This is a genomic window from Acinetobacter bereziniae (genome assembly GCF_016576965.1).
GTDB lineage: Bacteria > Pseudomonadota > Gammaproteobacteria > Pseudomonadales > Moraxellaceae > Acinetobacter > Acinetobacter bereziniae.
Genome location: NZ_CP066119.1, coordinates 4,477,296 through 4,501,405, shown reverse-complemented (window position 1 = coordinate 4,501,405; position 24,110 = coordinate 4,477,296). Strand labels below are relative to the sequence as shown.

Sequence of the window (24,110 nt, the reverse complement as noted above, 5' to 3'; positions counted from 1 at the left end):
CTTAAACGTGTCTCAATATACGGCTCAATCACTTGAAGTATTATCTGGCTTAGACCCTGTGCGTCGTCGTCCAGGCATGTATACAGATACCACGCGTCCAAATCATTTGGCGCAAGAAGTTATTGATAATGCGGTCGATGAGGCACTTGCAGGGCATGCCAACAAAATCACTGTCACGGTATATAAAGACGGTTCTTTATCTGTTGAAGACAATGGTCGTGGTATGCCAGTCGATATTCATCCTGAGTATGGACAAAGTGGCATCGAAATTATTCTGACCAAACTGCACGCAGGTGGTAAGTTCAGTACAGACAATTATCAGTTTTCTGGCGGCTTACATGGGGTCGGGATTTCTGTGGTAAATGCCTTGTCTGATCGTGTTGAGGTTGAGGTTCAGCGCCAAGGCAATCTCTATAAAATGGCTTTTGAGCGTGGTGAACCTGTCGCACCTTTAGAAGTTTTAGAAGGTAAAGTTGCTAAACGTGCAACAGGCACAACGGTACGTTTTTGGCCTGAAGCTAAGTATTTTGATTCGCCTAAATTTGCGCTTAAAGCGTTAAAGCACAATTTAAAAGCTAAAGCTGTTTTGGCTGCAGGTTTGCAGATTAATTATATTGATCAGATTAATGACGAGAAAATCGAATGGCAATTTGAAAATGGTTTAGTCGACTATTTGATGGATGAATTGCAAGATCGTGAAATTATTCCTGAACCTGCTTTTGTTGCAACAGGCGAAGCTGAGCGTGCCAGTGCTGAATTTGCAATTTGCTGGAATATCGAAGGTGGAGAGCAGATTCAAGAAAGTTATGTCAACTTGATTCCAACAGCACAAGGCGGTACACATGTGAACGGTTTACGTTCAGGTGTTACCGATGCGATGCGTGAATTTTGTGAATTGCGTAACTTATTGCCACGTAATATGAAATTGTCAGCAGAAGATGTTTGGGATGGTGTGAATTTCATTCTCTCACTTAAATTCCAAGAACCACAATTCTCAGGTCAAACCAAAGAACGTCTTTCTAGTCGTGAAGCATCCAATATTGTCTTGAATATTGCCAAAGATGCTTTTGCCCTGTGGCTCAATCAGAATGCCGAAGTTGCCATGCAATTGGCTGAAATCGTGATTGCCAAAGCTGGTCGACGTTTAAAAGCAGCAAAGAAAGTTGAACGTAAAAAAATCGTTGCTGGACCTACACTACCTGGGAAATTATCAGATTGTGTTGGACATACGCTTGAAGAATCAGAACTTTTTATTGTGGAAGGGGATTCAGCTGGCGGTTCTGCCAAACAGGCGCGTGATAAAAACTTCCAAGCCATTATGCCGATTCGTGGCAAAATCTTAAATACATGGGAAGTGTCTTCGGATGAGGTTTTAGCTTCTCAAGAAGTTCACAATATTGCGATCGCGATTGGTGTGGATCCTGGAAGTGACGATCTTTCAGAATTACGTTATGGCAAAATTTGTATTCTTGCCGATGCGGATTCTGATGGTTTACACATCGCAACGTTGTTGTGTGCTTTATTCGTGAAACATTTCCCAGCAATGGTGGATGCAGGGCATTTATACGTAGCGATGCCGCCTTTGTATCGAATCGACGATAATAAAGATGTTTATTATGCATTGGATGATGATGAGTTAGAAGCTATCTTAAAGAGAGTAAAGTCTAAGAACCCGCAGATCACCCGATTTAAAGGATTGGGAGAGATGAACGCGAGCCAATTGCGTGAAACAACTTTAGACCCAAACACTCGACGTTTGGTTCAGTTGGATTTAGATGATGCACATCATACCGCAGGCTTATTGGACAAATTACTGGCAAAAAAACGTGCCAGTGATCGCAAAGACTGGTTAGAGCAAAAAGGTAATCTCGCAGATTTAACTGTTTAAACAGCATATGCTTTGATAAAAGCTCTTGTAAAAAGATGAGGTCTAGAAGACCTCATCTTTTTTTATCCGCTTTTAAATCCATATTGCCCAACCTATAGTCAAACTGCTTGATTATTCATAAGCGCTAAAGCGTGGCAATAAAAGCTTTAGATCATTCAACAATAAATTCATCGCATTGATTTTATTGATCAAGAGAGGTTCTATTTTACGGTATGAGTTTTCAACAGATTGACGATATTGACTTTTTAAAAGTACAGGAATTGTCCGTTTTTATCCTAACTTATCACACTCAATCTGCACTCTCTTTGCTCATTTTTAAGCGGAAAAATCGCACTTAATTTGATCAGTGTGGACTTTAATCTCGCATTTTTAGATTCGCTATCTCTCCTTTTCTATCCTATTGGATAGGTATTTGTAGAGCATAATTCATCTGCTTTAGAGAAAAAAATAGTACTGATAGTCTTATTAATTTTCAATATGTTATTGCTTTAAGAAAGCTATTCAAAAAAATTAAATTTTCCACTTGGCATAGAAATTGAATCCAGCCTGTTAGGTATAAACAAAATCATGCATTTAAAAATGCACCAAAAGGTTTGGAGAAAAAATCATGTTCCAACAAAAAATGTTTTCAAAAACACTGTTAGTTGCTGCAATGATGGGGAGCATGGTATTGACGGGGTGTTCAAAGCCTGCTGATAAAACTGACGCGAAACCCACTACCGCTGAAAACAAGGCACCTGCTGCAAGTGGCGACACGATCAAAGTGGGTATTTTACATTCACTGTCAGGAACTATGGCGATCTCAGAAACTTCGCTTAAAGACACGGCATTGATGGCAATCAATGAAATCAATGCAAGCGGTGGTGTGATGGGGAAAAAACTTGAACCTGTCGTGGTTGACCCAGCATCAGATTGGCCACTATTTGCTGAGAAAGCGCGTCAGTTGATTACCCAAGATAAGGTGGCGGTGATCTTTGGATGTTGGACATCCGTTTCACGTAAGTCGGTATTACCTGTTGTTGAAGAGCTCAATGGTTTGTTGTTCTATCCTGTGCAGTATGAGGGTCAAGAGCAATCTAAAAATATTTTCTATACAGGCGCCGCACCGAATCAACAAGCGATTCCAGCGGTTGAGTATTTGATGAGTGATGAAGGTGGAAAGGCGCAACGTTTTGTTCTGTTAGGTACGGACTATGTTTATCCACGCACCACCAACAAAATCTTGCGTGCATTCTTAAAGTCTAAAGGCGTCGCCGATGCAGACATTATGGAAGAATACACACCTTTTGGTCATAGTAACTATCAAACCATTGTTGGAAATATCAAAAAATTTGCTGCGGGTAAAAAAACCGCTGTGATCTCAACTATCAATGGCGATTCCAATGTGCCGTTTTATCGTGAATTGGGCAATCAGGGAATCAAAGCTTCGGATATTCCAGTGATGGCATTCTCAGTCGGAGAAGAGGAATTACGAGGTATTGATACCAAACCTTTGGTCGGGCATCTGGCATCGTGGAACTACTTCATGTCGGTGAAGAATCCAGTAAATGCAGAATTTATCAATAAAATGAAACAGTACGCAGTGGAATACAAACTACCGAATGCAAGCAAATTAGTCACCAATGATCCAATGGAAGCAACTTATGTCGGTATCCATATGTGGAAACAAGCCGTTGAAAAGGCTGGAACAACGGACGTGGATAAAGTGCGTGATGCAATGGCAGGTCAAACTTTCAAAGCCCCTTCTGGTTATACATTAAGCATGGATGCCACCAATCATCACTTACATAAGCCCGTCATGATTGGGCAAATTCGCGCCGATGGGCAGTTTGATGTGGTGTATAAGAGCCCTCAACCGATCAAAGCAGAGCCGTGGAGTCCGTATATTCCTAAATAGGCATTTTAAACCCCGAAGCTTGCTGTGTTTCAGCAAGCTTAACCCATGACCAAGATCTAGCGTCATTGTATTTCAACAAGAATAGGGGGAGTTGCGTATGTCGATCAGACTAAGTTTTGCAACACTTTTTTTTATGATTTCCCAGTTGTTCCTGATTCAAACTATTTCTGCTGAATCCTCACATACAGCGCCAATGGGAGCTGCATTAACCACACAAAAAGCTGCATCTCATGATGATGCAATTCAGCAATTTGTACGCGGAGATTTCGCCAGTCGCCGTGCAATGCTCAATCAATGGCCTGCCAGTATTGAACAACTTGACCAGTTGGTTGCTTATGTTGAAAAAGATCAACTCTACACCGATAGTTCAGGCAATACTTATTTGATGAAAGAGGGGGATAAATTATTCAGTTATCCCGATGAGCAAGCAATAACGGATTGGCCGGGTGATTTAAATCAAGTGACTTTGGTCAATACCCTACACAAAGCCTTGAGCTTTGCTCAAGCAAAAATCAAATTACAGTCTACAGATGTTTCACAGCGTCTTGCCGCGATTGATATTCTAGAAAACAACTTAGATGAGCTGGATATAAAAATGATCAATCAGCTTTATCTAGATGAAAACAATAATAAAGTCAAAGCACGTTTAGCACAGCTAAAGGCCAGAATGGATTTTAATAGCCCTGATACTTTGACCAAAATTCAAGCTGCAAAAACCTTAAAAGATTCTAATCGCCCTGATGTTTTAGCCATCGTTGAACAAGCGCTGACACAACCAAACTTAAACCCAGAATTAAAATCAGTATTGGTCAGTGCACAAAGCAGTATCAAAACACGAATCCAGGTCAGTGAATGGACTGGACATGTTTTTTCAGGTTTAAGTACGGCAAGTATTTTACTGCTTGCTGCTCTTGGGCTTGCGATTACCTATGGCTTACTGGGCGTCATCAACATGGCGCATGGTGAGTTGATCATGATCGGTGCTTACACCACTTATGTGGTGCAAAGCTTTTTTAAAACACATTTAGGTGCATATCTGGATTGGTATTTGATTGCTGCCATTCCTGCGGCTTTCCTTGTTAGTGCCTTGATTGGCATGTTGATAGAACGAACCGTGATTCGCCCTTTATATGGTCGTCAATTGGAAACATTATTGGCAACTTTTGGTGTAAGTCTCATCTTGATGCAATTGGTTCGAATGATCTTTGGTGCTCAGAATGTTGAAGTATCAAATATTTCATGGCTTTCAGGCGGTATTTCAATCACACCAAGTTTAATGCTGCCATACAACCGTATTGCGATTATCGTCTTTACCATTGCTGTACTGCTGTTACTGGTCTATCTACTCAATAAAACTCGGTTTGGCTTATTTGTTCGTGCAGTCACGCAAAATCGTCAAATGGCACGGGCTGTCGGGATTCGCTCGGCACGTATCGACATGATGGCATTTGGCTTAGGTTCAGGGCTTGCAGGACTTGCAGGCTGTGCTTTGGCACAAGTAGGTAATGTCGGTCCAGATTTGGGGCAAAACTACATTATTGATGCTTTCCTTGTCGTTGTGGTTGGTGGCGTCGGGCAGGTTTGGGGAGCAGTTTTGGCGGCGCTGGGACTTGGTGTCAGTGGAACAATTCTCGAAATCGGCATGGGTGCTGTGCTGGCTAAAATTATTCTCTTGGTGCTTGTGATTTTGTTTATTCAAAAACGTCCACAAGGTTTATTTGCCATCAAAGGTCGTTTTGTGGAGTAAATATATGAAAATCACTGCATTACTTTCAGATAAACCCTACAGTGCAATCGCGATCGCAATATGCTTTGCAGTGATGCTGATTTTACCGTGGTTCCATGTACTGCCACAGGATTCAAGTCTACATCTTTCAGCGTATTGGGTCACTTTGATTGGCAAAATCATGTGCTTGGCTTTGGTCGCACTGGCGTTGGATTTGGTGTGGGGTTATGCCGGCATTCTAAGTCTGGGGCATGGGCTTTACTTTGCTTTGGGCGGATATGCTTTTGGTATGTACTTGATGCGAGAGTCGGCAGGGGATCAACTTCCCGATTTTATGCGGTTTCTCAGTTGGACTGAATTGCCTTGGTATTGGGTTGGGACTCAACATTTTGTTTGGGCCTTGGTGTTGGTTGTTTTAGTCCCAGGTGTAATTGCCTTTATTTTCGGATTTTTTGCTTTTCGTTCCAAAATCAAAGGGGTGTATTTTTCAATTATTACCCAAGCCATGACCTTTGCAGCAGCATTGTTATTTTTCCGCAATGAGACAGGGTTTGGTGGCAACAATGGTTTTACTGGTTTCAAAACGATTCTCGGAATGGATATTACCTCCGCTTCTATGCGAGCTAGCTTATGCTTCCTGACGGCTGTGGTATTACTCCTGAGCTTTATAGGTTTACGCAGTTTAATGAATAAACCTTATGGTCGAGTACTGGGTGCGATCCGTGACAGTGAAAACCGTTTGCAATATCTAGGTTATCGAACACTTTGGTATAAGTTATCTGCATGGGTCATTTCAGCAGTTATTGCTGGAATTGCAGGTGCATTGTATGTACCGCAAGCAGGCATTATTAATCCAAGCGAAATGAACCCTGTCAATTCAATTGAAATGGCTGTCTGGGTTGCCGCAGGTGGACGGGGTACTCTGATTGGTCCGATTCTCGGTGCAGGATTAATTAATGGGGTAAAAACCTATTTTACAGTTGCCTATCCAGAAGCATGGTTATTGATTCTAGGTGCATTGTTTATTGTTGTGACTATTTTCCTCCCGAAAGGTGTGATCGGGTTATTTGAACGTTTCAAAAAAGGAGATCACTAATGTCAGCACTGTTATCAGACTTAGGTTTAAATGCTCAACATGGTGGTCAAATTGGTGAAGGTTACGGTCGCCCTAAAGCCGAAGGCGCCGATTTTAGCCATGGTATTGCACTGTATTTAGAAAAAGTCAGTGTGTGGTTTGATTCCTTTCGTGCCTTAAATGATTTGTCTCTTTATATTGAAGAAGGTGAATTACGCTGCATCATTGGTCCAAATGGTGCTGGCAAAACCACCTTGATGGATGTCATCACAGGCAAAACACGTCCAACAGAGGGTTCGGCTTTTTTTGGTCAAAACTATGATTTAGCCAAAATGAGTACCGAGCAAATTGCTGAAGCTGGGATTGGTCGTAAGTTTCAAAAACCGACTGTATTTGAAAATTTTACGGTCATGGAAAATCTGCTCCTTGCTGCACCTAAAGATAAAACGGTGAAAAAAAGTTTCTTCAGCAAATTAAGCCCTGATGCACAGTTGGCATTAGATGAATCTTTGCAGCAAATTCGTTTACAAGAGTTTATTCAAAAGCCAGCAGGTTTATTGTCACATGGGCAAAAGCAGTGGCTTGAAATCGGGATGCTATTAATGCAACGCCCAAAACTGATTCTGCTAGATGAGCCTGTTGCAGGCATGACCGATGCAGAAACCGAGCGTACTGCTGAATTATGTTTGGAGTTAAAAAAGAATCATACTTTGTTGGTGGTTGAACATGATATGAGCTTTATCGATACCATTAGTGAAAAAGTCACCGTGCTTGCACAAGGTGCAATACTCGCCGAAGGCACATTGGCAGAAGTTCAGGCGAATGAAGACGTGATTGAAAAGTATTTAGGGCGCTAAGGGGGGACGTATTATGTTGGAAGTTAAAAACATCAATCAATTTTATGGCGGAAGTCATATTCTCCGTGATGTTAGCCTCAATGCGCCAATCGGTGAATGCTCGGTGGTTTTGGGCAGAAATGGTGTAGGAAAAACCACCTTATTAAAATGTTTGATGGGGATCTTACCAATTAAGTCAGGACAGATTCTTCTAGATGGTCAAGATATTGCCAAAATGAATCCTGAACAACGGGTGAGAGCAGGGTTGGCTTATGTTCCACAAGGGCGGGATATTTTTTCTACGCTGACTGTGGAGGAAAATATTTTGATCGGCATGGCAAAATTTTCTGGCGCAAAAACCCGTAAAGTTCCTGAGCACTTATATGAAATTTTTCCAGTTCTCGATGAAATGAAACATCGCCGTGGGGGCGATTTATCAGGAGGACAGCAACAACAATTAGCCATCGCACGTGCTTTGGCTTCCGAACCTAAAGTGTTGATCTTAGATGAGCCTACGGAAGGTATTCAACCCTCAATTATCAAAGACATTGGACGAGTGATTCGAAAATTAGCGGATCGTGGAGAAATGGCGATTGTATTGGTCGAGCAATTTTATGATTTTGCTGAGGAGTTGGCGGATAATTATACGGTGATGGCACGTGGGCAGGTGGTGGCACAAGGTATTGGTGAAGAAATGCCTGAAAAGGGGATTCGAGATTTAGTTGCCATTTAACAAAATCTAGAAAACATTTTGCCCACCTCCCTAAGTGAAGAGAGGTGGGGATTAAGCCCTATATTATCGAGGTTCAACTTTCTGATAATAGCCCGTTGATGAAACATTCATACCAAAGCCACAATCGGTCTGTTCAGTTAATTGTTCCACTTCAATAAAATTTCCTAAAGACGGGCTATAAGTAAAATTGATGGCAATTCGACAATTTTTATAACGATAGCTTGCTTTCTTCGCTTGAAGAGGCATTTCTGTTTCAAACTCACCAATATTAGGACCATAAATTAGGCTTCGAGGTCCCATCCATAAACCAGTGAATTCGATGTGATATTTCTGATCACGCTTTTTAACATTAACCCGATTCCACTCACCAAAACCAGCATAACTGACATATTCTCCGGTAAAGTCACTATTTGCTTGAGGGACTGCTAACTTTTTTAAATTAAATTGACTGGTTTTTGTGGGTTTAATTTGAAACCATGCTCTTGCCCATAAGGGTTGATTGAGTTTGCTATAGGTTAAACCCACATTATTATTGGCAATGTCGATGTCATTGTCTGAAACTTGGACGCCAGTCTCTTCTTGACCAACCGACTGACAAAAATCGCTCCATGATGCTTGCTTTTGAAACTGATCAAGTGCCTTTTTATAGTTTTTCTGGTCGTAAAATTTTTGTCCCAATTTACGATATTGACTAAGTTTGGCACACCCTTGTTTGACATTTGGGTCAACATAGTCAGCAGCGTAACTTGATGTATGAAGGATCAGAGCCAATGGTGCCAGTAGGCTGATTATAATTTTATTCATAGATGCTCAGAAAGTAGGCAATATTATTCATTGTTATACAACAGATTTTGGAAAAGCCAAAAACAAAATGTGTGATTTTTCATCTTGAATTAACATCCAATTCTAATCAAGCGCTTTGGCTATAGAGATATATTTAATTTGCAAGAAACTTATTTTTTAATTTCACATGCTTAATGCTTCATCAAAATTAAGTTGCATCCACACCAAATCACGCCACATGCCAAATTTCTGACCAACCTGAGGCATATAGCCAGTTTGGATGAATCCGAGTTGCTGATGTAGATAGATTGATGCTGCATTTTCGTGATCGATTGCAGCAACCATGACATGTATGCCTTGTTGTTGTGCATGTTCAATGAGTTTGATCATGAGGCGTTTACCCAGTCCTTGCCGTGCATAGCTTGGATCAATATAAACAGAATGCTCTACAGTTTGTTTATAGCCATTGATTGCTCTGAAACTCGCATAATCGGCATAACCTGCAATCGCGTGAGTAGAGGTTTCTTCTGCCACAAACACGGGGAATCGATTTTGTTCCAGTTCTAAAAACCATTGTTGATAATCTTCTAAGGTTTTTAATTGACTATTCCAAGTGGCTAAACCTGTTTTAATTTCTTGATTATAAATATGCATGATCTCAGTCAGGTCTGAGGTTTTCGCAGGGCGGATCTGAAAATTCATGAATGTCGATCAAAAGAAAATTTGTCTGTTTATTTTAAAAAGATTTATTTTTAAGGGCAATAAAAAAGCAAGGTTGAACCCCTGCTTTTTTATCAATACCTAGACGATCAATTAAAAGTGATATTTCACAAGTGCGCTGACGTTATTTTCATCTTTGCCAGGAACGCCATATTTGTTATGCCATACAGAATGTTCAACACCAAGATATAGGCGAGTATCTGGAGAAATGTGTTTACCAGCATTCCATTTCCATTGTGTTGTCCAGTTTAATTCACTTGAGTGAGCAACTTGATCTTTTTCTGCAGTTGACCAATCTAGGAAACCATCTACTAAGAATTCTTCAGAAGCAATTTTGAATGGAATTCCATAAGTGAATGTCAATTGATAGTCATCTTCTTGGATTTCGTTATTGGCACGGTAGAAGTTTAATTGTGCATATTGGAAATATGGAATCGCTAAATCTACGCCAACACCATAGAGGTAGTTGTTCATATCTTTACCACCTTCCCAAGTGGTTGCGATCAATACATCTTTGATTGGACCAAGTTCAAGTTTTTTCCCTGAAACTGCACCTAAACTGAGGCGTGGTGAAACTTCAAAATAAGTGTCTGATTGACCACCACTGTTAGTACGGTCTGCAAATGCAAAAAAATCGCCGTATTTTAGCTTTGCTGCATACTCAAACGTAATTGTAGATTGTTTTTCATCTGGCGTTAATTCATAGTTTTCACCATAAAGACCGGTAATACTAAAATCTTGCCAAACTGGCGCAGCTTGAGCCATAGTTGCAGTTGAAGCGATTGCACAAATCGCAGCGAGATGTGTAAGTTTCATGAAAAATCTTTCCCCCAAGAAAAGCGCTTCAAGGATACAGATTCCGCGATAAAAATAAAGCTAAAAATAGATGGAATGTAAATAAATATGTAAACATCAAGTAGGGAAGTGTGTTGAAAAAGTGAATCTAAAAATAAATTAGAAAATGAACTTTTATATTCACGCAATCATCATCCTTTTATATAGAGTTGATTAATTTACTCAGGATTAATGCTAAAAAATTTAAAAAAATCATTAAATTATAAAGTAAAGTAACAAGATGTCATTTTTCATATTGTTTTCATAAAAAAGTTAAAAATCCGCTTGCATATTTTTCAATATAGCCTGATATTGAAGATATAAGAACACCTATCTGCAGATCATTAAAAGTGTTCATCTTTGCAATAGAGGAGTTAAGGTTCCAATTTATTGAAGGTGAAAAGCTGTTTTAAACAGTAGGCTTTGAATGAGCCAAAAATATAAGTTTTGCACTGTTTTAGATGAAAAAAGAGGTTTTTTTATGAATATTGAAATCCGTACAGATAAAAATATTAGAAATAGTGATCGTTTAATTACTTATGTACGCGACGAGCTAAATCAAGAATTCCAACGTCATAGTGAGCGTATTACCCAATTTTCAGTTCATATCAGTGATGAAAATGGGGACAAAGGTGGGGATGATGATATTCAATGTATGATCGAAGTGAAAGCAGCAGGTCTAAAACCGGTGGTGGTAAAACATCGAGCTAAAAATATAGATCTCTCGTTACATGGTGCGATCGATCGCGTAAAACGTAGCTTAGAGCATGTTTTGGAGAAAACTGAAAATCCACGTGGTGGTAAGTTAGAACTTGCAGATGCGGATGAAGCATGAGTAGAAAAAAGGCCTTAGGGCCTTTTTTTATGAATCAAAACAAAAAATGCGATGCACTTTGTCATAAGTTAACAATAAATGCCATTTAAACCAAAAAAATGAAGTATTAAATTTTTTCAAAGCTATTTTTAAAATATTCGTCATAATGTTGATAGGAATAGAATAGTGAGATCAAAATGTTATCAGCACAACAACAAGTCTTTATACAGGCTTTAGAAGATTTAGACCTTGCTCAAGTGAAACGTTTGCTCGCAGATGGGTTTGACCCTAACTTTATGGAGCCAGAAAAAGGTCCAGCAGTATCTATCTGGTCAGATGGATTATTTAAATGGTGGGAAAAAATCTGTGATGCTTATGAAGCAGGGCAGCCCCTAAGTGCGGAACAAAAAGCTCAAGATTTACAACCACATTTAGACATTTTAAATGCTTTGATTGATGCTAAAGCAAATTTTTATTTATGGGATGCAGAAGAGTGTTATGGTCCTTTATGGGATGCAGCAAGCGCAGCGTGTGTGCCGGTAATTCAAAAGCTGTTAGATCATAAAGTTGATCCTAATACCAAAGATGATGAAGGTAAAACCATTTTGTCATCGATCAGTGATTTGTTTTTTGATTGTGAATTTGATCAAATAGATTGGTCTCAGGCTTTACCTGAAGAGAAAGAATCTTTAGAGTTACTACGTAGTCGCGGTGCGAAAATGTCCAAAGAATTACCTTAAATTTTGAGTCTTCATATGGCAATTTTAAATAGAATCACATTAGCCCTTGCTTCGAGCCTAAGTATAAGCGCAATGGCAGCAGAATTTTCTTTTGATCGTCCTGGATCAGGTTTTGGAACAGGAATTACTCCAGTAGGTCAGTTGGCTTGGGAGCAAGGTCTACCAAGTGCAACCTACACTGAAACCCGAGTAGATGGCGCAAAAGCAAAAACTGTAACCCTCAATGGCGATATGCTACTTCGTACAGGTTTAACCTCAAGTATGGAATTGCAGTTAGGTTGGCAAGGTCCAGCTTGGACACAAACCAAGTATAGAGGCGTGAAAGACGATGACTCTGGTTTGGGTGATGTTTCTATTGGGATTAAAAAAGCCATTGATTTAAAAGATGATAAGTTGTCTATGGCGATCTTGGCAAAAGCATTGATTGCAACGGGCAATGAAGGTTTTTCTGAAGAAGACGATATTTACAGTATTGGAACATCTTTAGCTTACCAGTATAACGATTTGGTTAATACGGGTATCACTATGGACTATGCGGTGCAAGATGGTCATTGGTCAGTCACAGCTATTCCTACAATAGGCTATAAAATTGCAGGCAATCTTTCAGGTTTTTCTGAATTCGTTTATTCAAAAACTGAAAGCAAAAATTATGAATATGGTCTAGGTTCAGGTTTGATCTATGCTGTGAATGAACGCACTCAGCTTGATGGCAGTGTCGGTGTTGATTTAAACGGTCGCGATCGTAGCTATAAAGCAGGTTTTGGTATTTCCTATTTATTCTAAACCAGACCATTCAGAAAAAAGGAGCAGTTAAACTGCTCCTTTTTTTGTTGCTGAGTTTTTATGCTTTTAGATAGGCAAAAACTTGGTTATGCTCTTTTTAAAATGTAAATAAATAGAGGAGGATAAAAATGTTAGAACTCTTTATTGGTGATAAAAACTATTCAAGTTGGTCTATGCGTCCTTGGCTTGTGATTCAACATTTTAACATTCCGTTCAAGGAGCGTTTAATCCCGTTTGATCACTTCGACATGGATAGTCAATTTAAGCAAAGTATTTTAAAAATTAATCCTACAGGCAAAGTGCCTGCTCTGGTTGATGATGGCTTTTTAATTTGGGACTCCTTGGCGATTTGTGAATATCTTGCTGAGAAGTTTCCTGAAAAACAGTTATGGCCACAAGAGATCAAACAGCGCGCACGGGCTCGGTCGATGTCTGCGGAGATGCACAGTAGCTTTACTGCGCTACGCAGTACATGTGGTATGAATATTGATGCGGATTTAAAAGATATTGGTTTAAAACTTTGGCAAGATCATCCAGCGCTACAGCAAGATGTGCATCGTATTGTACAACTGTGGTCGGAACGTCCACAGTTGGATGGTTTCTTATGTGGGGAGCGTTTTAGTATTGTGGATGCATTTTATGCGCCAGTGGTAATGCGTTTTATGACCTATGGAATTCCTGTAACAGACAACAGTGAACGCTATATTCAAAAAATGTTGACTGTACCAGCGGTGCAACAATGGATTGCTGAAGCACAGGCTGAGTTTAGATTTGTGGCATGTGAAGAACAATATCGAACATTGTCTGACTAAATACCAAAGTTAAGCGATTTCATTGATCGGCGCGTGATACAAGTGCACTTGATTACGCCCAGATTGTTTTGCGCGATATAATGCTTTGTCTGCCAGATGAATAATTTTACTGATATTGTCATCATCTATAGAGGTGGCAATCCCGAAACTTGCAGTCAGTTGCACATAATGATGATCAAGTGACTCAATGACTTGATTTTGGATCGCCAATCGACAACGTTCAGCAAATGCTTGAGCGCTGTCCAATGTGGTGTCAGGTAAAGCAATAATAAATTCTTCACCACCATACCGCGCCACGATATCGGAATGGCGAATTTGTGAAGAGAGCAGTTTGGCAACTTGGCATAATGCTTCATCACCAAAGTGGTGCCCATATAAGTCATTGATATCTTTAAAATGATCAATATCAATTAAAATAATGGCATAGTGGGTTTTTTTGCTTTGCATTGCATCGAGTTTTTCATTAAAAAAACGACGATTATATAAATTGGTGAGTGGATCCGTTTCGCTGAGTTTTTTGATTAAAGACTCTCTATGTCGCCACTGTGACAATAAAATTTCACATAAAATTAAACACACCATTAAAATGGGGATAATAAAATACAACATCGTTCCTACCCAGAACAGATTGTCATGACGATTATTCTCTAATATGCGTATGCTAAAGATGGGTGCATAAGGAATGATGTGCCAATAGGTAAAGAACATCATTGAAATATAAATCACTAGGGCCGTGATGAGTTGAATATAAATAATTTTTCGATTGAATAAAATGAGCCCCAAACCTGAAATACACACGAATGCAAATACTGTTGCAGGGCTATAAATTCCGACTAAAAAACCATCAGTGAGCATTAACATAATAAAAATACTGATGACGATATGGGGTAAGATGGTGTTCGCCCATGTTTTATGTTGGAAAAAATAACAAAATAGGATCAGAAAAAAAAGCAGTAGTGTTGAACCAAGATTGACCATCAACTGCGATTGAATCAAGCTGATATTGACCCATTGCCAAGTTTCTGGGGTCAAAAGGATAAAAACTTTCCATGCAATCCAGGAGAGATGCAGCGCCATAGTGAGGATGAGAATCAGAATACACTTATGCAAACTGCTCCAATTCATAATGATGTTTGAATCAAATTGTGTTTTCAGTTTTTTAAAAAAAAGATTAATGCCTAAATTTGATTCTGCCATCCATATTTATTCCTCTATTCTGTTAGTCAGTCATCATTGTATATTGATCACATTTTCTAAATTATAATGACTAAAATTTATGTTAACAAAACATTATTATGCATGATTTGTTAAAAATTTTTTATAAAAATACACACATTAAAAACAGTGCTTCGATGATTTAAAAACGTTTTGTTAAGATTGAACTCCTGTACTTGAATAAAATTGATGGCGATTGTTTTTTGCCATGTAGAGTGCTTCATCAGCCTGTTGTAAGACTGTACTGCTCATACTGTCTCGTCCCGAGACGGAGACACCACAACTGGTTTTAAGCGACAGGACTTTGTTGTTAATTTTAAACTCATGATTGTTAATCAAATCTGTTAAACGCAATGCAATTTGTTGCGCTTGCGTTTGATTGACATCACTTAAAATTAAAATAAATTCGGACTCACTATAGCGACCGATCAAGTCTGTTTCACGGATATTTTGTGATAGTTCATTAGCAATCGCAGCCAAAGCTTTATTTGCTGTCTTTAAATTATATTGAGTTTTAATCGTATTTAAATTATCGACGCTCAGCAAAATAATCCCATAATAAGATTCACTTTGTGGGTGCAATTCTTTTAAATAGCTATTAATGGCAAATTGGTTATATATGCCTGTTTGTGAGTCAATTTCTAAATCATGATTGACTTGGTTTTTGTGAATAAGCTTGGCAATAAAAGAGTGTTTCAACACTTGATTGAATAATGAGTGAATTTTACGCCGTCTTTCAGAATAAATTTTATTACGCATCATTTAATCCATCCGTGCTTGGATTTTTATTGTGTGATTCTGAGAATGTAGCAATTTATTCAGCCAAACTCAAATTTAAGTTGATGTAAATAATTGATGAATATAAACATAATTTATAAAAGGGTGACTAATTTTGCAGTAAAATTTAACAATATAGTCAAACCATCTGATTATTGATACGAGTAATTTGATTTCAATCATGCATATTCAATATATTTCAGGCTTTTATAAAAATTATTAGAAGCGTTTAGAAATTCATTTATTTTTGTATTTTTGAATCATAGATGGTCTTTCTATCGAGAGAAGGCATGGATATCGCCATGTTGTGTGGGGGATATAAAAAAACAAAGCACTGCTTTGTTTGCAGCGCAAGAATATGGTTAAACAAAAAATGGTTGAGCAATGAGTCTCATTACCTACGCAAATCTATTTAAACTCTAAATATAAAGCATGGCAATGAAAACTTTAAATCATTCAATAATATATTCATCGCATTGGTTGTATTGATCAATAGAAATTATATTTTTACTGTATACTTTTTTAAGCAGATTGACGATAAAAATAGTGTTGAAGCTGTTTGGGTAAGGCTTAAATTTCGTGATTGATATAAATAAAAAAAACAACAGTGAATTCTGCATATTCTCTGTTGTTTTTGGTCTGAGGCAGGGGTTTAAGGGTTAATCTTGATCAATTTTATGTGCAAATTCTGCGAGATCTGCTAAAGATTGCTTTGCTTCCTCAAACCATGGGCTAAACATCTGAAAATTGTGCCACATGCCGGTGTAGAGTTTGTAATTAACCTGAACATTTGCTTCTTTGGCTTTTTCTTCAAAACGTTGTGCATCCGAAAGCAAAATTTCTTTGGAACCAATTTGTACAAGTGTTGGAGGAAGACCTTCAAAATCGCCAAAAATTGGGGATAGCGCTGGCAAAGAACGATCTAGATGTTTCGGAACATAAAAATCAATGCCAGATTCAAGCGCTTCTATAGACAGCAGTGCATCATGCTTTTGGTTATAACGCAAAGACTCTCCTGTGAGCGTTAAGTCTAGAAATGGAGACATCAGGATTAATGCGCTTGGAAGTTGTTGTTTATTTTCTGCTTTAATTCTTAACGCTAATGCCAGAGCTAAATTTGCACCACAAGAATCACCTGAAATGATGATGTCTTTGGGTTGAATGCCTTGATCCAAAAGTTGTTGATAAACATCATAAATGGCGTCACCCGCTTCAGGGAACTTATTCTCAGGTGCGAGAGGATAATCCAGATGTAGCACTTGCATTTGTGTTCGTGCTGCAACTTCGGAAAGAAAAGCACGATGCGTTTTAAGCGATCCTACAAAAAAAGCGCCACCATGGATATGTAGAATCATTTGAGTTGATTGTGCTTGAGGTTTGATCTCTTCTGCTCGAATCCCTGCAATCCGTAAAGGACGTATTTGTACATCTTTACGTTGTGGGAAAACGCGTGCAAGTTGCTCTATCGCAAAGCGCGCTGTAGCAGGAGGAAGATTAAAGCGACTTGGAAATTTGAAGCTGGATTTAAGAATAGATTCTGTAAGATATTGTTTCAGGGCTGAGTTCATCTTCACGTTTATTCCATATTGTTAAATTTTCGACTTTATTTTTGTTGATTTACCAACATTTGTTACAAGGGTACACTATATAGTCACATAGAAGAATTGCTTAATTGACGCAAGTTTTTGATACTATAGATTGTCAATTAGACTAGGGAAAACAAAACAATGAAAAAAATTGTACTCGCATTAGGCGTATTATCGGCAACAGTTCTTGCAAACGCTGCAGATCCACTCAATGGAACAGTTTGGAAAACAATTGATGATACGACGAAACAACCAAAGGCAATTGTAAAATTCACTGAACAAAAAAATGGAACATTGACGGCAACGATCCAAAGTGTTTTAACACCAGGTGAAGAAAACTCGTGCAGCAAATGTGAAGGACCTTATCACAATAAATCATTGAAAGGCGTGACCATTGTTCACGGACTACAAAATGTCGGTGGTAAGAGTTATGACAATGGTACGATTCTTGATCCTAAAAATGGCAAAACCTATAAACTGAAAGGCGAACTCGCTGGGAATCAATTAAAGTTACGTGGCTATATGGGCATCTCGGCTTTAGGTCGTAACCAAACATGGGTACGTGCAAACTAAGACGGACGTTTCTATCATCTAAAAAAGCCTGATCAATCGATCAGGCTTTTTTATAGTTTAGCGTAGAACGTTTATACAGCAGTTTTTAAGGCTCTAATTTGGTCTTCATCATAACCCACCACAAATTGACCATTCTGTTCAATCACAGGACGTTTAATTAAACTGGTATGGGTTGTGAGTGCATCAATTAAATTTTGATCACTGGATAAGGCAAGCTGTTGCTCTTGTTCACTGAGTTTTTTCCATGTTGTCCCCTTTTTATTCAGCACCACATCTTTTCCTAAGCGATCTAGCCATAACTGAACCGTATCTTTGTCGATACCTTGCTTCTTATAATCATGAAACTCATAACTCAAGCCAAGTGTTGTGAGCAAATCAAAAGCTTTCTTCATTGAGTTACAATTTTTGATCCCGTAAATTTTCAACATGTCTTAACCTAACTTACAATTGTGTGATTTAACTGAAAGAGTAACAAAATTGTCGATCTAGACTGTATAGAATAGATAAAATATTTTAAAGCAGAGGGTGTTCTGTCATAAAAAATTAATATAGTAGGATTAATCTTTTGATTAAGTTGGCATGAGATCGACTGAGATAAAAGATTTTTAAAATAACTCAAAAACAAAAAAGCAAAAATAAAAAAGAGAAAACCCGCATCTAATCATCCTGATTATGCGGGTCTCATTACAACGTCCAATGTCACATCCTTGCAAAATAAATATTCAACATATTTATTTCTTTTCGTCCTACGGCGTCCTATCCCTTTGCTGTCATCCTGACAATGTCCCTGTGCCGTGGAAGGTATAATGCGCTTATTGCAGTGAAGAAAATATACGATAACACGACAAATTTTGTAGGTTTTTACCGCATATTCAGTGCACACTTGTAAACTTATTGAGTGGATTTTGAATAAAAACCACTCAAATTGGCTTAAATTTTGTAGTCAATGACCACTGGAGCATGGTCGCTATACCATTCATCTTTATACACCCAAGCATTGACGGTACGCTCTTTCCAGTCAGGTGAGCAAGCATGATAATCAATTCGCCACCCGACATTTTTTGCCCGAGCTTGTCCGCGATTGGACCACCAAGAATATAGTTCAGCTTCTTTACGTACTTCTCGGAAGGTGTCGACATAACCTAAATCATCATAAATATGATCAAGCCAAGCACGTTCATGAGGTAAGCAACCCGAAGATTTTTGATTACCCGACCAATTTTTAATGTCGATACGTTTATGCACAATATTGTAATCACCACAAACAATGATTGATCTGTCTTCATCACGCCATTGTTTTAAAATTTTTGCATATTCTTCTAAGAAATGGTCTTTACGCGCCTGAGCTTCATCACCAGATGAACCTGAAGGGAGATACAATGAGCAAATTTGTACTGGTTTATCTAAACCAAGATCAAATTCAGCTTGGATAAAGCGACCTTGACTGTCTGCAAGCTCAAAACCTAGACCATTGCTGATCGATTTAAAAGGCAAACGACTATAGATTGCAGTACCTGCATAACCTGATTTTTGCGCAGGAAACAGATGGGTAAACCAACCCTCTGGTTTAAATTTATCTGTCCATTGCTCGTGTGTAATGCGGCTTTCTTGGATACAGATTACGTCGGCATCCGACTTTTCCATCCATTCGAGTAAGCCTTTGGTGACGGATGAACGTAAGCCATTTACGTTAATTGAGACAACTCTTAAAATTTTTTGATCACTTGGATAGCTACTCTTTGGTATCATGCGCAGTCATAACCTCAATGTATGAATTTTGGAGCACCTCATGTCAACGCCAGCTCAGTTTAACCCACAAGCTTTTATCGAACTCGCATTATCACGTGGTGTGCTTAAATTTGGTGAGTTTACTTTAAAATCAGGTCGTGTGAGCCCTTATTTTTTTAATGCAGGTTTACTCAACGATGGTGAAGCATTATCGCTTTTAGCTCAAGGTTATGCAGATAAATTAACACAATGTAACAACGTCGAAGTAATTTTTGGACCAGCGTATAAGGGGATTCCTTTCGTTGCTGCGACTGCTGTAGCGCTATCTCAAGTTCACAATCAGAGTGTACCTTGGGGGTTCAATCGCAAAGAAGCAAAAGATCATGGTGAAGGTGGTGTTTTGGTGGGTGCTTCAGTTGAAGGCAAAAAAGTTTGGATTATTGATGATGTGATTACCGCAGGTACTGCGATTCGTGAAGTTGTCACGATTCTTAAAAATGCAGGTGCAACAATTGCAGGTGTATTGGTTGCACTTGATCGCCAAGAAAAAGGTCAAGGTCAGTTGTCTGCGATTCAAGAAGTTCAGAAAGAGCTTGAGATCCCAGTTCATGCTTTAATTACCATGAAAGACTTGATGGATTATCTGGATGCGAAAGGCGACAAAGATGCTTTAGCGAAAATGGAAGCTTACCGTGTGAAATATGGTATATAAGCTGAAAAATTAGATAAGATAAGGAGCATCAGCTCCTTATTTTTATGGTCAATGAAGGATTAGGTACCATATTCAATGTTAATTCTTGTGATAATCGTTGTTGTGGCTGTATTAGGCATTATTTTTGCCAAACAGATCGACCAACGACGCTGGCAACGATACCAATTTGAAAGAGATATTTATTTTCGACAATATCCTTTTCAGTGGAAAGGTTTAGAACAGTTTGAACTGGTTCTAAATATCAATGCGCAAGCGCAAAAAAAATTGATCAACCAACTGATGTTAAGACCGTCAAATGACAGCTATATCAGAAAATCATCCATACAGCGTGAACCAGAATATCCAAGACAACATTATACGATCAAAGTGATGGTACAAGATTTCACGATTGGCTATTTAGAAACAAAATACGCTGAATTATTCGGAGCGAGTCTCGATCAAACGGATTTTGAAATTGGTCGCCCAATTGAATTAAATGCTGAAATTATTGTTTTTGAAAGGGATAATGAAGTTTCCTGTCGTGTAAAACTAGATTTGCCTCGTAATCCAAAAACTGCATATCAATATTTAATTGAAAATAACCAACAACAATTTAAAGAAAAAAATTAAAAATAAAAACAGAGGAAAAGAAGCATCGGGCTGTGACTACGACAGTCCTGCATCACGCTCTTTAATTTGAAACAAGATTTTTTTGATCAACGCAAGGATTTCTATCTGTGTGATTAAGCTCGCACATAGCCTCTCACTGCTTGTAAGGCTCTATTTCGCACAGATAAAGTGTTGGCATGAGCTAGAGAGATTATCTCTCATCATCCATATGTGAATTGAGCAAATAAATACTTTGAACAATATGTTTCTGATTTTGAAAGGTATGGGCGACACGGTGTGTCTGAAACTCTTCAATGGTGAAGTTTAATGTGTATTCTTGAATAACGTCTAAACTCACCAAGTGCGTGATCAATTGATTGTGTTGTCTTAAAACTTGGATTTGAAGAGGAATGTTGAGATTGTTTTGAAACTGCAAATCCTTGTATCCATAGACCACAGTGGCATCACTGCCTAAAGGTGTAAAACGTTCATGTTCTTGATAAATATCTATAGAATGTGAATGCCTTTCTACAATCACTAAACCAGCTTTTAATGCACTGATATAGAGTGAAGACGAAATTTGGCAAATTCCACCTCCAAGATCTTCTGAAATGACCCCATTCACTAGATTGCGTCCTGCTTTATAGCCATTTTTTAAGGTGGGTGCTTTCACCAAATGCCAAAATGAAAAAATCTGCTGTGGTTGAATGATCACGCCATTTAAGGTTTGGATGGCAAGATCAATATTGTGGATTTTATTTGAGAAATAAGCATTCGATTTGATTTCCTGCGACGTTGAAATTTGGTATTCCGATAGCCATAAATTTTGTTGTGTCAACGCAAAATTTGCTGAGGAAAATAGATGTTCTCGGCTATACCTTCGCAACTGCTGATAACGTAATTTCCATGATTTAGGTAAATATTTTTTCATGTAGAGTTATGCTAGTGGGTGAGGTTAAAGAGAGGATTGTTTTTCTAAAACAACAACCAAGTAAGACGCATATTCTTTTAAAAATGAACGGCAGAATAGATTATCCAAGCTTCTGAATAGTGGACGCAAGCGTTTGGGAATACGATGAATGGGGAAGAATAAGAACCCCTGACTGGCAATCAATTTCCACTGGGTGCCTGCAATTTTTTCAATTTCCGACAAAGTCATTTGATGTCCTGCATGCCAGTTTTCTTGTTGGTGTTTGACCACTTGTCTACGCTTGGCGGAAGGAAAGTCAAAAATAAGCTGACCTTTTGATTTTAATTTTTGATGTGCCTCATTTAAAAATTGGATGGTGGTTGCATGATCTTGATGCATGATCACATGAAAGCTATAGATGGCGTTTAAGCGATGGTTAGCTATTGGTATTTCAGTTAAACGACCTTCGAGCAAGTCTTTGTTTGGATATTTTGCTTTAGCAACTTTAAGCATTTCAGGGCTAAAATCCACGCCATAATGGGCATAATCCAATAAACGACCTGTACCACAACCCAGATCCATACACTGCTCAGGTGGTATGGTTTTAAGTATTCGATTGAGAAAATCTCGTTCCTGTTGGTCTAAATACTGCCCATAACTGTTGTTAAAACGATTGTTGTCATAGTCTTCAGCGAGTTTGTTGTAGTAGGTTTTTATTTCTAATTCAGAATGATTCGACATGGGTAGCTCTTTTTATTCGGCGAATAAATTAATTTATAAACTATTTTTGGGGAAATCACACTGTTTACAATCTATAGGCGTTGCAATTTTTTCCTGACGACCTTGTGCACTCATCACCCAAGGTCGATTTTGCCAAGGCGGAAGATGGCGCATATGTTGGCGGTGCCCCATATGCGCCGAGTTAAGCCATAATAACTCTTCAATTATTTGAATTTCATCATAAATTCATTTGATCATAAACTGTAATTTCCGCTTTCGCCTGCGTTCTGACAGGCTATAAAGTATATCCTCTGTAAATTCAGAGCGCATCGGAAACAATGCCATCAAACCTGCTTTAACTTGATTTTGTATTAGAGTGAGTGGTCGCCAAAGACTTAACGGACGTTCATTCCAAAACTCAAATAAAGTTGTATGCGGAAATTTTTGCACAATCAATTTTTCTAATAAGACCGCATAGAGTAACTTACCCAATAAATAAACCTCTGCAAGCATACTTCCTTTCTTAGCGCGTAACTTATCAATATTTAATATACTTTTCAGTCGTTTAAATGCTATTTCAATCTGCCAACGTGCTTGGTAAATATTCTTGATTTGTTCTGCCGAAAGACGTGTTGGTGGCAAAGTACTGATGATCAACATCCAATTAGCCAAATACAATGTGATCGCTTTTGGTGGGTTCTTTGCACACCTTTTACTGGATTGCCTCTTAATTTTTCGACGTACTTGCTCTGCGTCTGCTTCACTTCTAGGAAATGCATGAATATATACTTTGTAGTATTTTTGCTCTGTTTTCGTTCCTCCTATCATCCAAGCTTCTATCACTTGCGGTTGATTAGAATTTTGATTTAATTTTTCTTGCCAATCTATTTGTTTGAACTCTATATGATCGTTTTTTATTATTTTTTCATAAGTCAGCATCGAATTTGGGTTGTACCGAATCACTATTTCTACCCCCATATCAACAACAGGAAGGATGGTTTTTGTGCGACTGTAGCCACGATCGGCAATCACCACATCTCCTTTCTCAAACCTATGATGTTGTAAACTTTCTGCGACTTTACGAGTACTGAGTACAACTTCAAGTAAAGATAAATTCCATAAGTCCATTGCTGTATGTAAGCGATATGTCGCTCCATCTGCACCGCGTTCTTGGATGCTTGTACTATCAACGATTACAAAACGTAAGCTGTCGTCACTTTGTCGGTGTGTGATTTTAAACATATGAATTATGAGTGATTTAATCCAGTTTATGCTCTTACATAATCGTTCTTTAATCGCATCATCGGACAGACGACCATATGTTTGAGCAAACACGCCTGCACAGCTTTTCAATGATAAATCGTGTACACAATACAACATGATAATTTGAAAAAGTTCTTCAGGGCTTTTGATTTTTCTAATGCGTTGAAATGCTTCATGTTGGTAAGCGAGTTCGGAAAAATGAGTAGGAAGGGCTTGCATTAATTGTTCAAATACATTCATGATTGTGACTTAATGATGGTTGTTGGTAAATATTCACAGTAAGAGGTTAATATCTGCCACACCATCATCACAAATTTATTAATGTTTTCCAATGCTTTAACTCTTAACTCGGCGCATATGTGGCGGTGCCCACAAGAAAGCAAAGCAACATAATGAT

At 38.4% G+C, this 24,110-nt stretch carries 25 protein-coding genes; 13 read left to right on the top strand and 12 right to left on the bottom strand.

Going from position 1 to position 24,110, the window contains the following annotated elements; genetic code table 11:
- The first annotated feature begins 7 nt into the window (after window positions 1–7).
- The 6 genes from parE to urtE all read left to right on the top strand — a co-directional run bounded on the left by parE (window position 8) and on the right by urtE (window position 8,155).
- Window positions 8–1,888: a DNA topoisomerase IV subunit B gene (parE, locus tag I9192_RS21125; protein ID WP_004826028.1), complete on the top strand. Its 1,881-nt coding sequence runs from the start codon at window positions 8–10 to the stop codon at window positions 1,886–1,888.
- 607 nt (window positions 1,889–2,495) lie between these two features.
- Complete coding sequence (urtA, locus tag I9192_RS21120) at window positions 2,496–3,785, top strand: urea ABC transporter substrate-binding protein (protein WP_005035133.1); 1,290 nt, start codon at window positions 2,496–2,498, stop codon at window positions 3,783–3,785.
- A 97-nt stretch (window positions 3,786–3,882) separates the two neighbouring features.
- Window positions 3,883–5,532 (top strand): urea ABC transporter permease subunit UrtB, encoded by a 1,650-nt coding sequence (urtB, locus tag I9192_RS21115; RefSeq protein WP_005035136.1) that lies wholly within the window; start codon window positions 3,883–3,885, stop codon window positions 5,530–5,532.
- 4 nt (window positions 5,533–5,536) lie between these two features.
- On the top strand, window positions 5,537–6,607 hold the full coding sequence (gene urtC / locus I9192_RS21110) for an urea ABC transporter permease subunit UrtC (RefSeq protein ID WP_005035138.1): 1,071 nt from the start codon (window positions 5,537–5,539) through the stop codon (window positions 6,605–6,607).
- The gene (gene urtD / locus I9192_RS21105) at window positions 6,607–7,443 is read left to right on the top strand and encodes an urea ABC transporter ATP-binding protein UrtD (RefSeq protein WP_004826035.1); all 837 of its coding nucleotides are present in this window, start codon (window positions 6,607–6,609) and stop codon (window positions 7,441–7,443) included. The genes urtC and urtD overlap by 1 nt, the downstream gene beginning before the upstream one ends.
- A gap of 13 nt (window positions 7,444–7,456) precedes the next feature.
- The gene (urtE, locus tag I9192_RS21100) at window positions 7,457–8,155 is read left to right on the top strand and encodes an urea ABC transporter ATP-binding subunit UrtE (protein ID WP_005035141.1); all 699 of its coding nucleotides are present in this window, start codon (window positions 7,457–7,459) and stop codon (window positions 8,153–8,155) included.
- Window positions 8,156–8,218: 63 nt separating this feature from the next.
- Here urtE and I9192_RS21095 read toward each other — a convergent pair whose 3' ends face one another.
- The 3 genes from I9192_RS21095 to I9192_RS21085 all read right to left on the bottom strand — a co-directional run bounded on the left by I9192_RS21095 (window position 8,219) and on the right by I9192_RS21085 (window position 10,474).
- Complete coding sequence (locus tag I9192_RS21095) at window positions 8,219–8,959, bottom strand: hypothetical protein (protein WP_005035144.1); 741 nt, start codon at window positions 8,957–8,959, stop codon at window positions 8,219–8,221.
- 162 nt (window positions 8,960–9,121) lie between these two features.
- Window positions 9,122–9,640: a GNAT family N-acetyltransferase gene (locus I9192_RS21090; protein WP_005035146.1), complete on the bottom strand. Its 519-nt coding sequence runs from the start codon at window positions 9,638–9,640 to the stop codon at window positions 9,122–9,124.
- A gap of 111 nt (window positions 9,641–9,751) precedes the next feature.
- On the bottom strand, window positions 9,752–10,474 hold the full coding sequence (locus I9192_RS21085; RefSeq protein ID WP_004826043.1) for an outer membrane protein OmpK: 723 nt from the start codon (window positions 10,472–10,474) through the stop codon (window positions 9,752–9,754).
- Window positions 10,475–10,973: 499 nt separating this feature from the next.
- Here I9192_RS21085 and I9192_RS21080 point away from each other — a divergent pair, with 499 nt between their 5' ends.
- From I9192_RS21080 to I9192_RS21065, 4 genes are all read left to right on the top strand, one after another.
- Window positions 10,974–11,327, top strand: coding sequence for an HPF/RaiA family ribosome-associated protein (locus I9192_RS21080; protein WP_004826046.1), 354 nt, complete (start codon window positions 10,974–10,976; stop codon window positions 11,325–11,327).
- 176 nt (window positions 11,328–11,503) lie between these two features.
- Entirely contained in the window at window positions 11,504–12,046 is a 543-nt protein-coding gene (locus tag I9192_RS21075; RefSeq protein ID WP_005035149.1) for an ankyrin repeat domain-containing protein, read from the top strand.
- A 15-nt stretch (window positions 12,047–12,061) separates the two neighbouring features.
- Window positions 12,062–12,829: a transporter gene (locus I9192_RS21070; protein ID WP_005035152.1), complete on the top strand. Its 768-nt coding sequence runs from the start codon at window positions 12,062–12,064 to the stop codon at window positions 12,827–12,829.
- 128 nt (window positions 12,830–12,957) lie between these two features.
- Window positions 12,958–13,641, top strand: a complete 684-nt coding sequence (locus I9192_RS21065) for a glutathione S-transferase family protein (RefSeq protein ID WP_200150023.1) — start codon at window positions 12,958–12,960, stop codon at window positions 13,639–13,641.
- 9 nt (window positions 13,642–13,650) lie between these two features.
- Here the strand turns inward: I9192_RS21065 and I9192_RS21060 are convergent, their stop codons facing one another.
- From I9192_RS21060 to I9192_RS21050, 3 genes are all read right to left on the bottom strand, one after another.
- Window positions 13,651–14,838, bottom strand: coding sequence for a GGDEF domain-containing protein (locus I9192_RS21060; RefSeq protein ID WP_005035157.1), 1,188 nt, complete (start codon window positions 14,836–14,838; stop codon window positions 13,651–13,653).
- 174 nt (window positions 14,839–15,012) lie between these two features.
- On the bottom strand, window positions 15,013–15,618 hold the full coding sequence (locus tag I9192_RS21055; protein ID WP_005035160.1) for a GGDEF domain-containing protein: 606 nt from the start codon (window positions 15,616–15,618) through the stop codon (window positions 15,013–15,015).
- A 674-nt stretch (window positions 15,619–16,292) separates the two neighbouring features.
- Window positions 16,293–17,201 carry an alpha/beta hydrolase gene (locus I9192_RS21050; protein WP_004826058.1) on the bottom strand — a complete coding sequence of 303 codons (909 nt, stop codon included), beginning with the start codon at window positions 17,199–17,201 and terminating at the stop codon, window positions 16,293–16,295.
- 159 nt (window positions 17,202–17,360) lie between these two features.
- Between I9192_RS21050 and I9192_RS21045 the strand changes: the two genes are divergently transcribed.
- Entirely contained in the window at window positions 17,361–17,792 is a 432-nt protein-coding gene (locus I9192_RS21045) for a DUF2147 domain-containing protein (protein ID WP_004826060.1), read from the top strand.
- A gap of 71 nt (window positions 17,793–17,863) precedes the next feature.
- On the opposite strand, the gene I9192_RS21040 is transcribed toward I9192_RS21045, so the two are convergent.
- Both I9192_RS21040 and I9192_RS21035 read right to left on the bottom strand, forming a co-directional pair.
- On the bottom strand, window positions 17,864–18,220 hold the full coding sequence (locus tag I9192_RS21040; RefSeq protein ID WP_004826062.1) for a Spx/MgsR family RNA polymerase-binding regulatory protein: 357 nt from the start codon (window positions 18,218–18,220) through the stop codon (window positions 17,864–17,866).
- Window positions 18,221–18,722: 502 nt separating this feature from the next.
- Complete coding sequence (locus I9192_RS21035; RefSeq protein ID WP_004826064.1) at window positions 18,723–19,541, bottom strand: exodeoxyribonuclease III; 819 nt, start codon at window positions 19,539–19,541, stop codon at window positions 18,723–18,725.
- A gap of 40 nt (window positions 19,542–19,581) precedes the next feature.
- Here I9192_RS21035 and pyrE point away from each other — a divergent pair, with 40 nt between their 5' ends.
- Both pyrE and I9192_RS21025 read left to right on the top strand, forming a co-directional pair.
- The gene (gene pyrE / locus I9192_RS21030; RefSeq protein WP_004826066.1) at window positions 19,582–20,232 is read left to right on the top strand and encodes an orotate phosphoribosyltransferase; all 651 of its coding nucleotides are present in this window, start codon (window positions 19,582–19,584) and stop codon (window positions 20,230–20,232) included.
- 75 nt (window positions 20,233–20,307) lie between these two features.
- Window positions 20,308–20,841 carry a hypothetical protein gene (locus I9192_RS21025; protein WP_004826067.1) on the top strand — a complete coding sequence of 178 codons (534 nt, stop codon included), beginning with the start codon at window positions 20,308–20,310 and terminating at the stop codon, window positions 20,839–20,841.
- A 190-nt stretch (window positions 20,842–21,031) separates the two neighbouring features.
- Here the strand turns inward: I9192_RS21025 and I9192_RS21020 are convergent, their stop codons facing one another.
- The 4 genes from I9192_RS21020 to I9192_RS21005 are packed head-to-tail and all read right to left on the bottom strand — an operon-like array spanning window position 21,032 to window position 23,953.
- Window positions 21,032–21,751 carry a VanW family protein gene (locus I9192_RS21020; protein ID WP_005035164.1) on the bottom strand — a complete coding sequence of 240 codons (720 nt, stop codon included), beginning with the start codon at window positions 21,749–21,751 and terminating at the stop codon, window positions 21,032–21,034.
- Between the two features lie 24 nt (window positions 21,752–21,775).
- Complete coding sequence (locus I9192_RS21015) at window positions 21,776–22,471, bottom strand: class I SAM-dependent DNA methyltransferase (protein WP_004826071.1); 696 nt, start codon at window positions 22,469–22,471, stop codon at window positions 21,776–21,778.
- 33 nt (window positions 22,472–22,504) lie between these two features.
- Complete coding sequence (locus tag I9192_RS21010) at window positions 22,505–22,696, bottom strand: DUF3565 domain-containing protein (protein WP_051084258.1); 192 nt, start codon at window positions 22,694–22,696, stop codon at window positions 22,505–22,507.
- Complete coding sequence (locus tag I9192_RS21005; RefSeq protein ID WP_005034183.1) at window positions 22,697–23,953, bottom strand: transposase; 1,257 nt, start codon at window positions 23,951–23,953, stop codon at window positions 22,697–22,699.
- Window positions 23,954–24,110 lie beyond the last annotated feature (157 nt).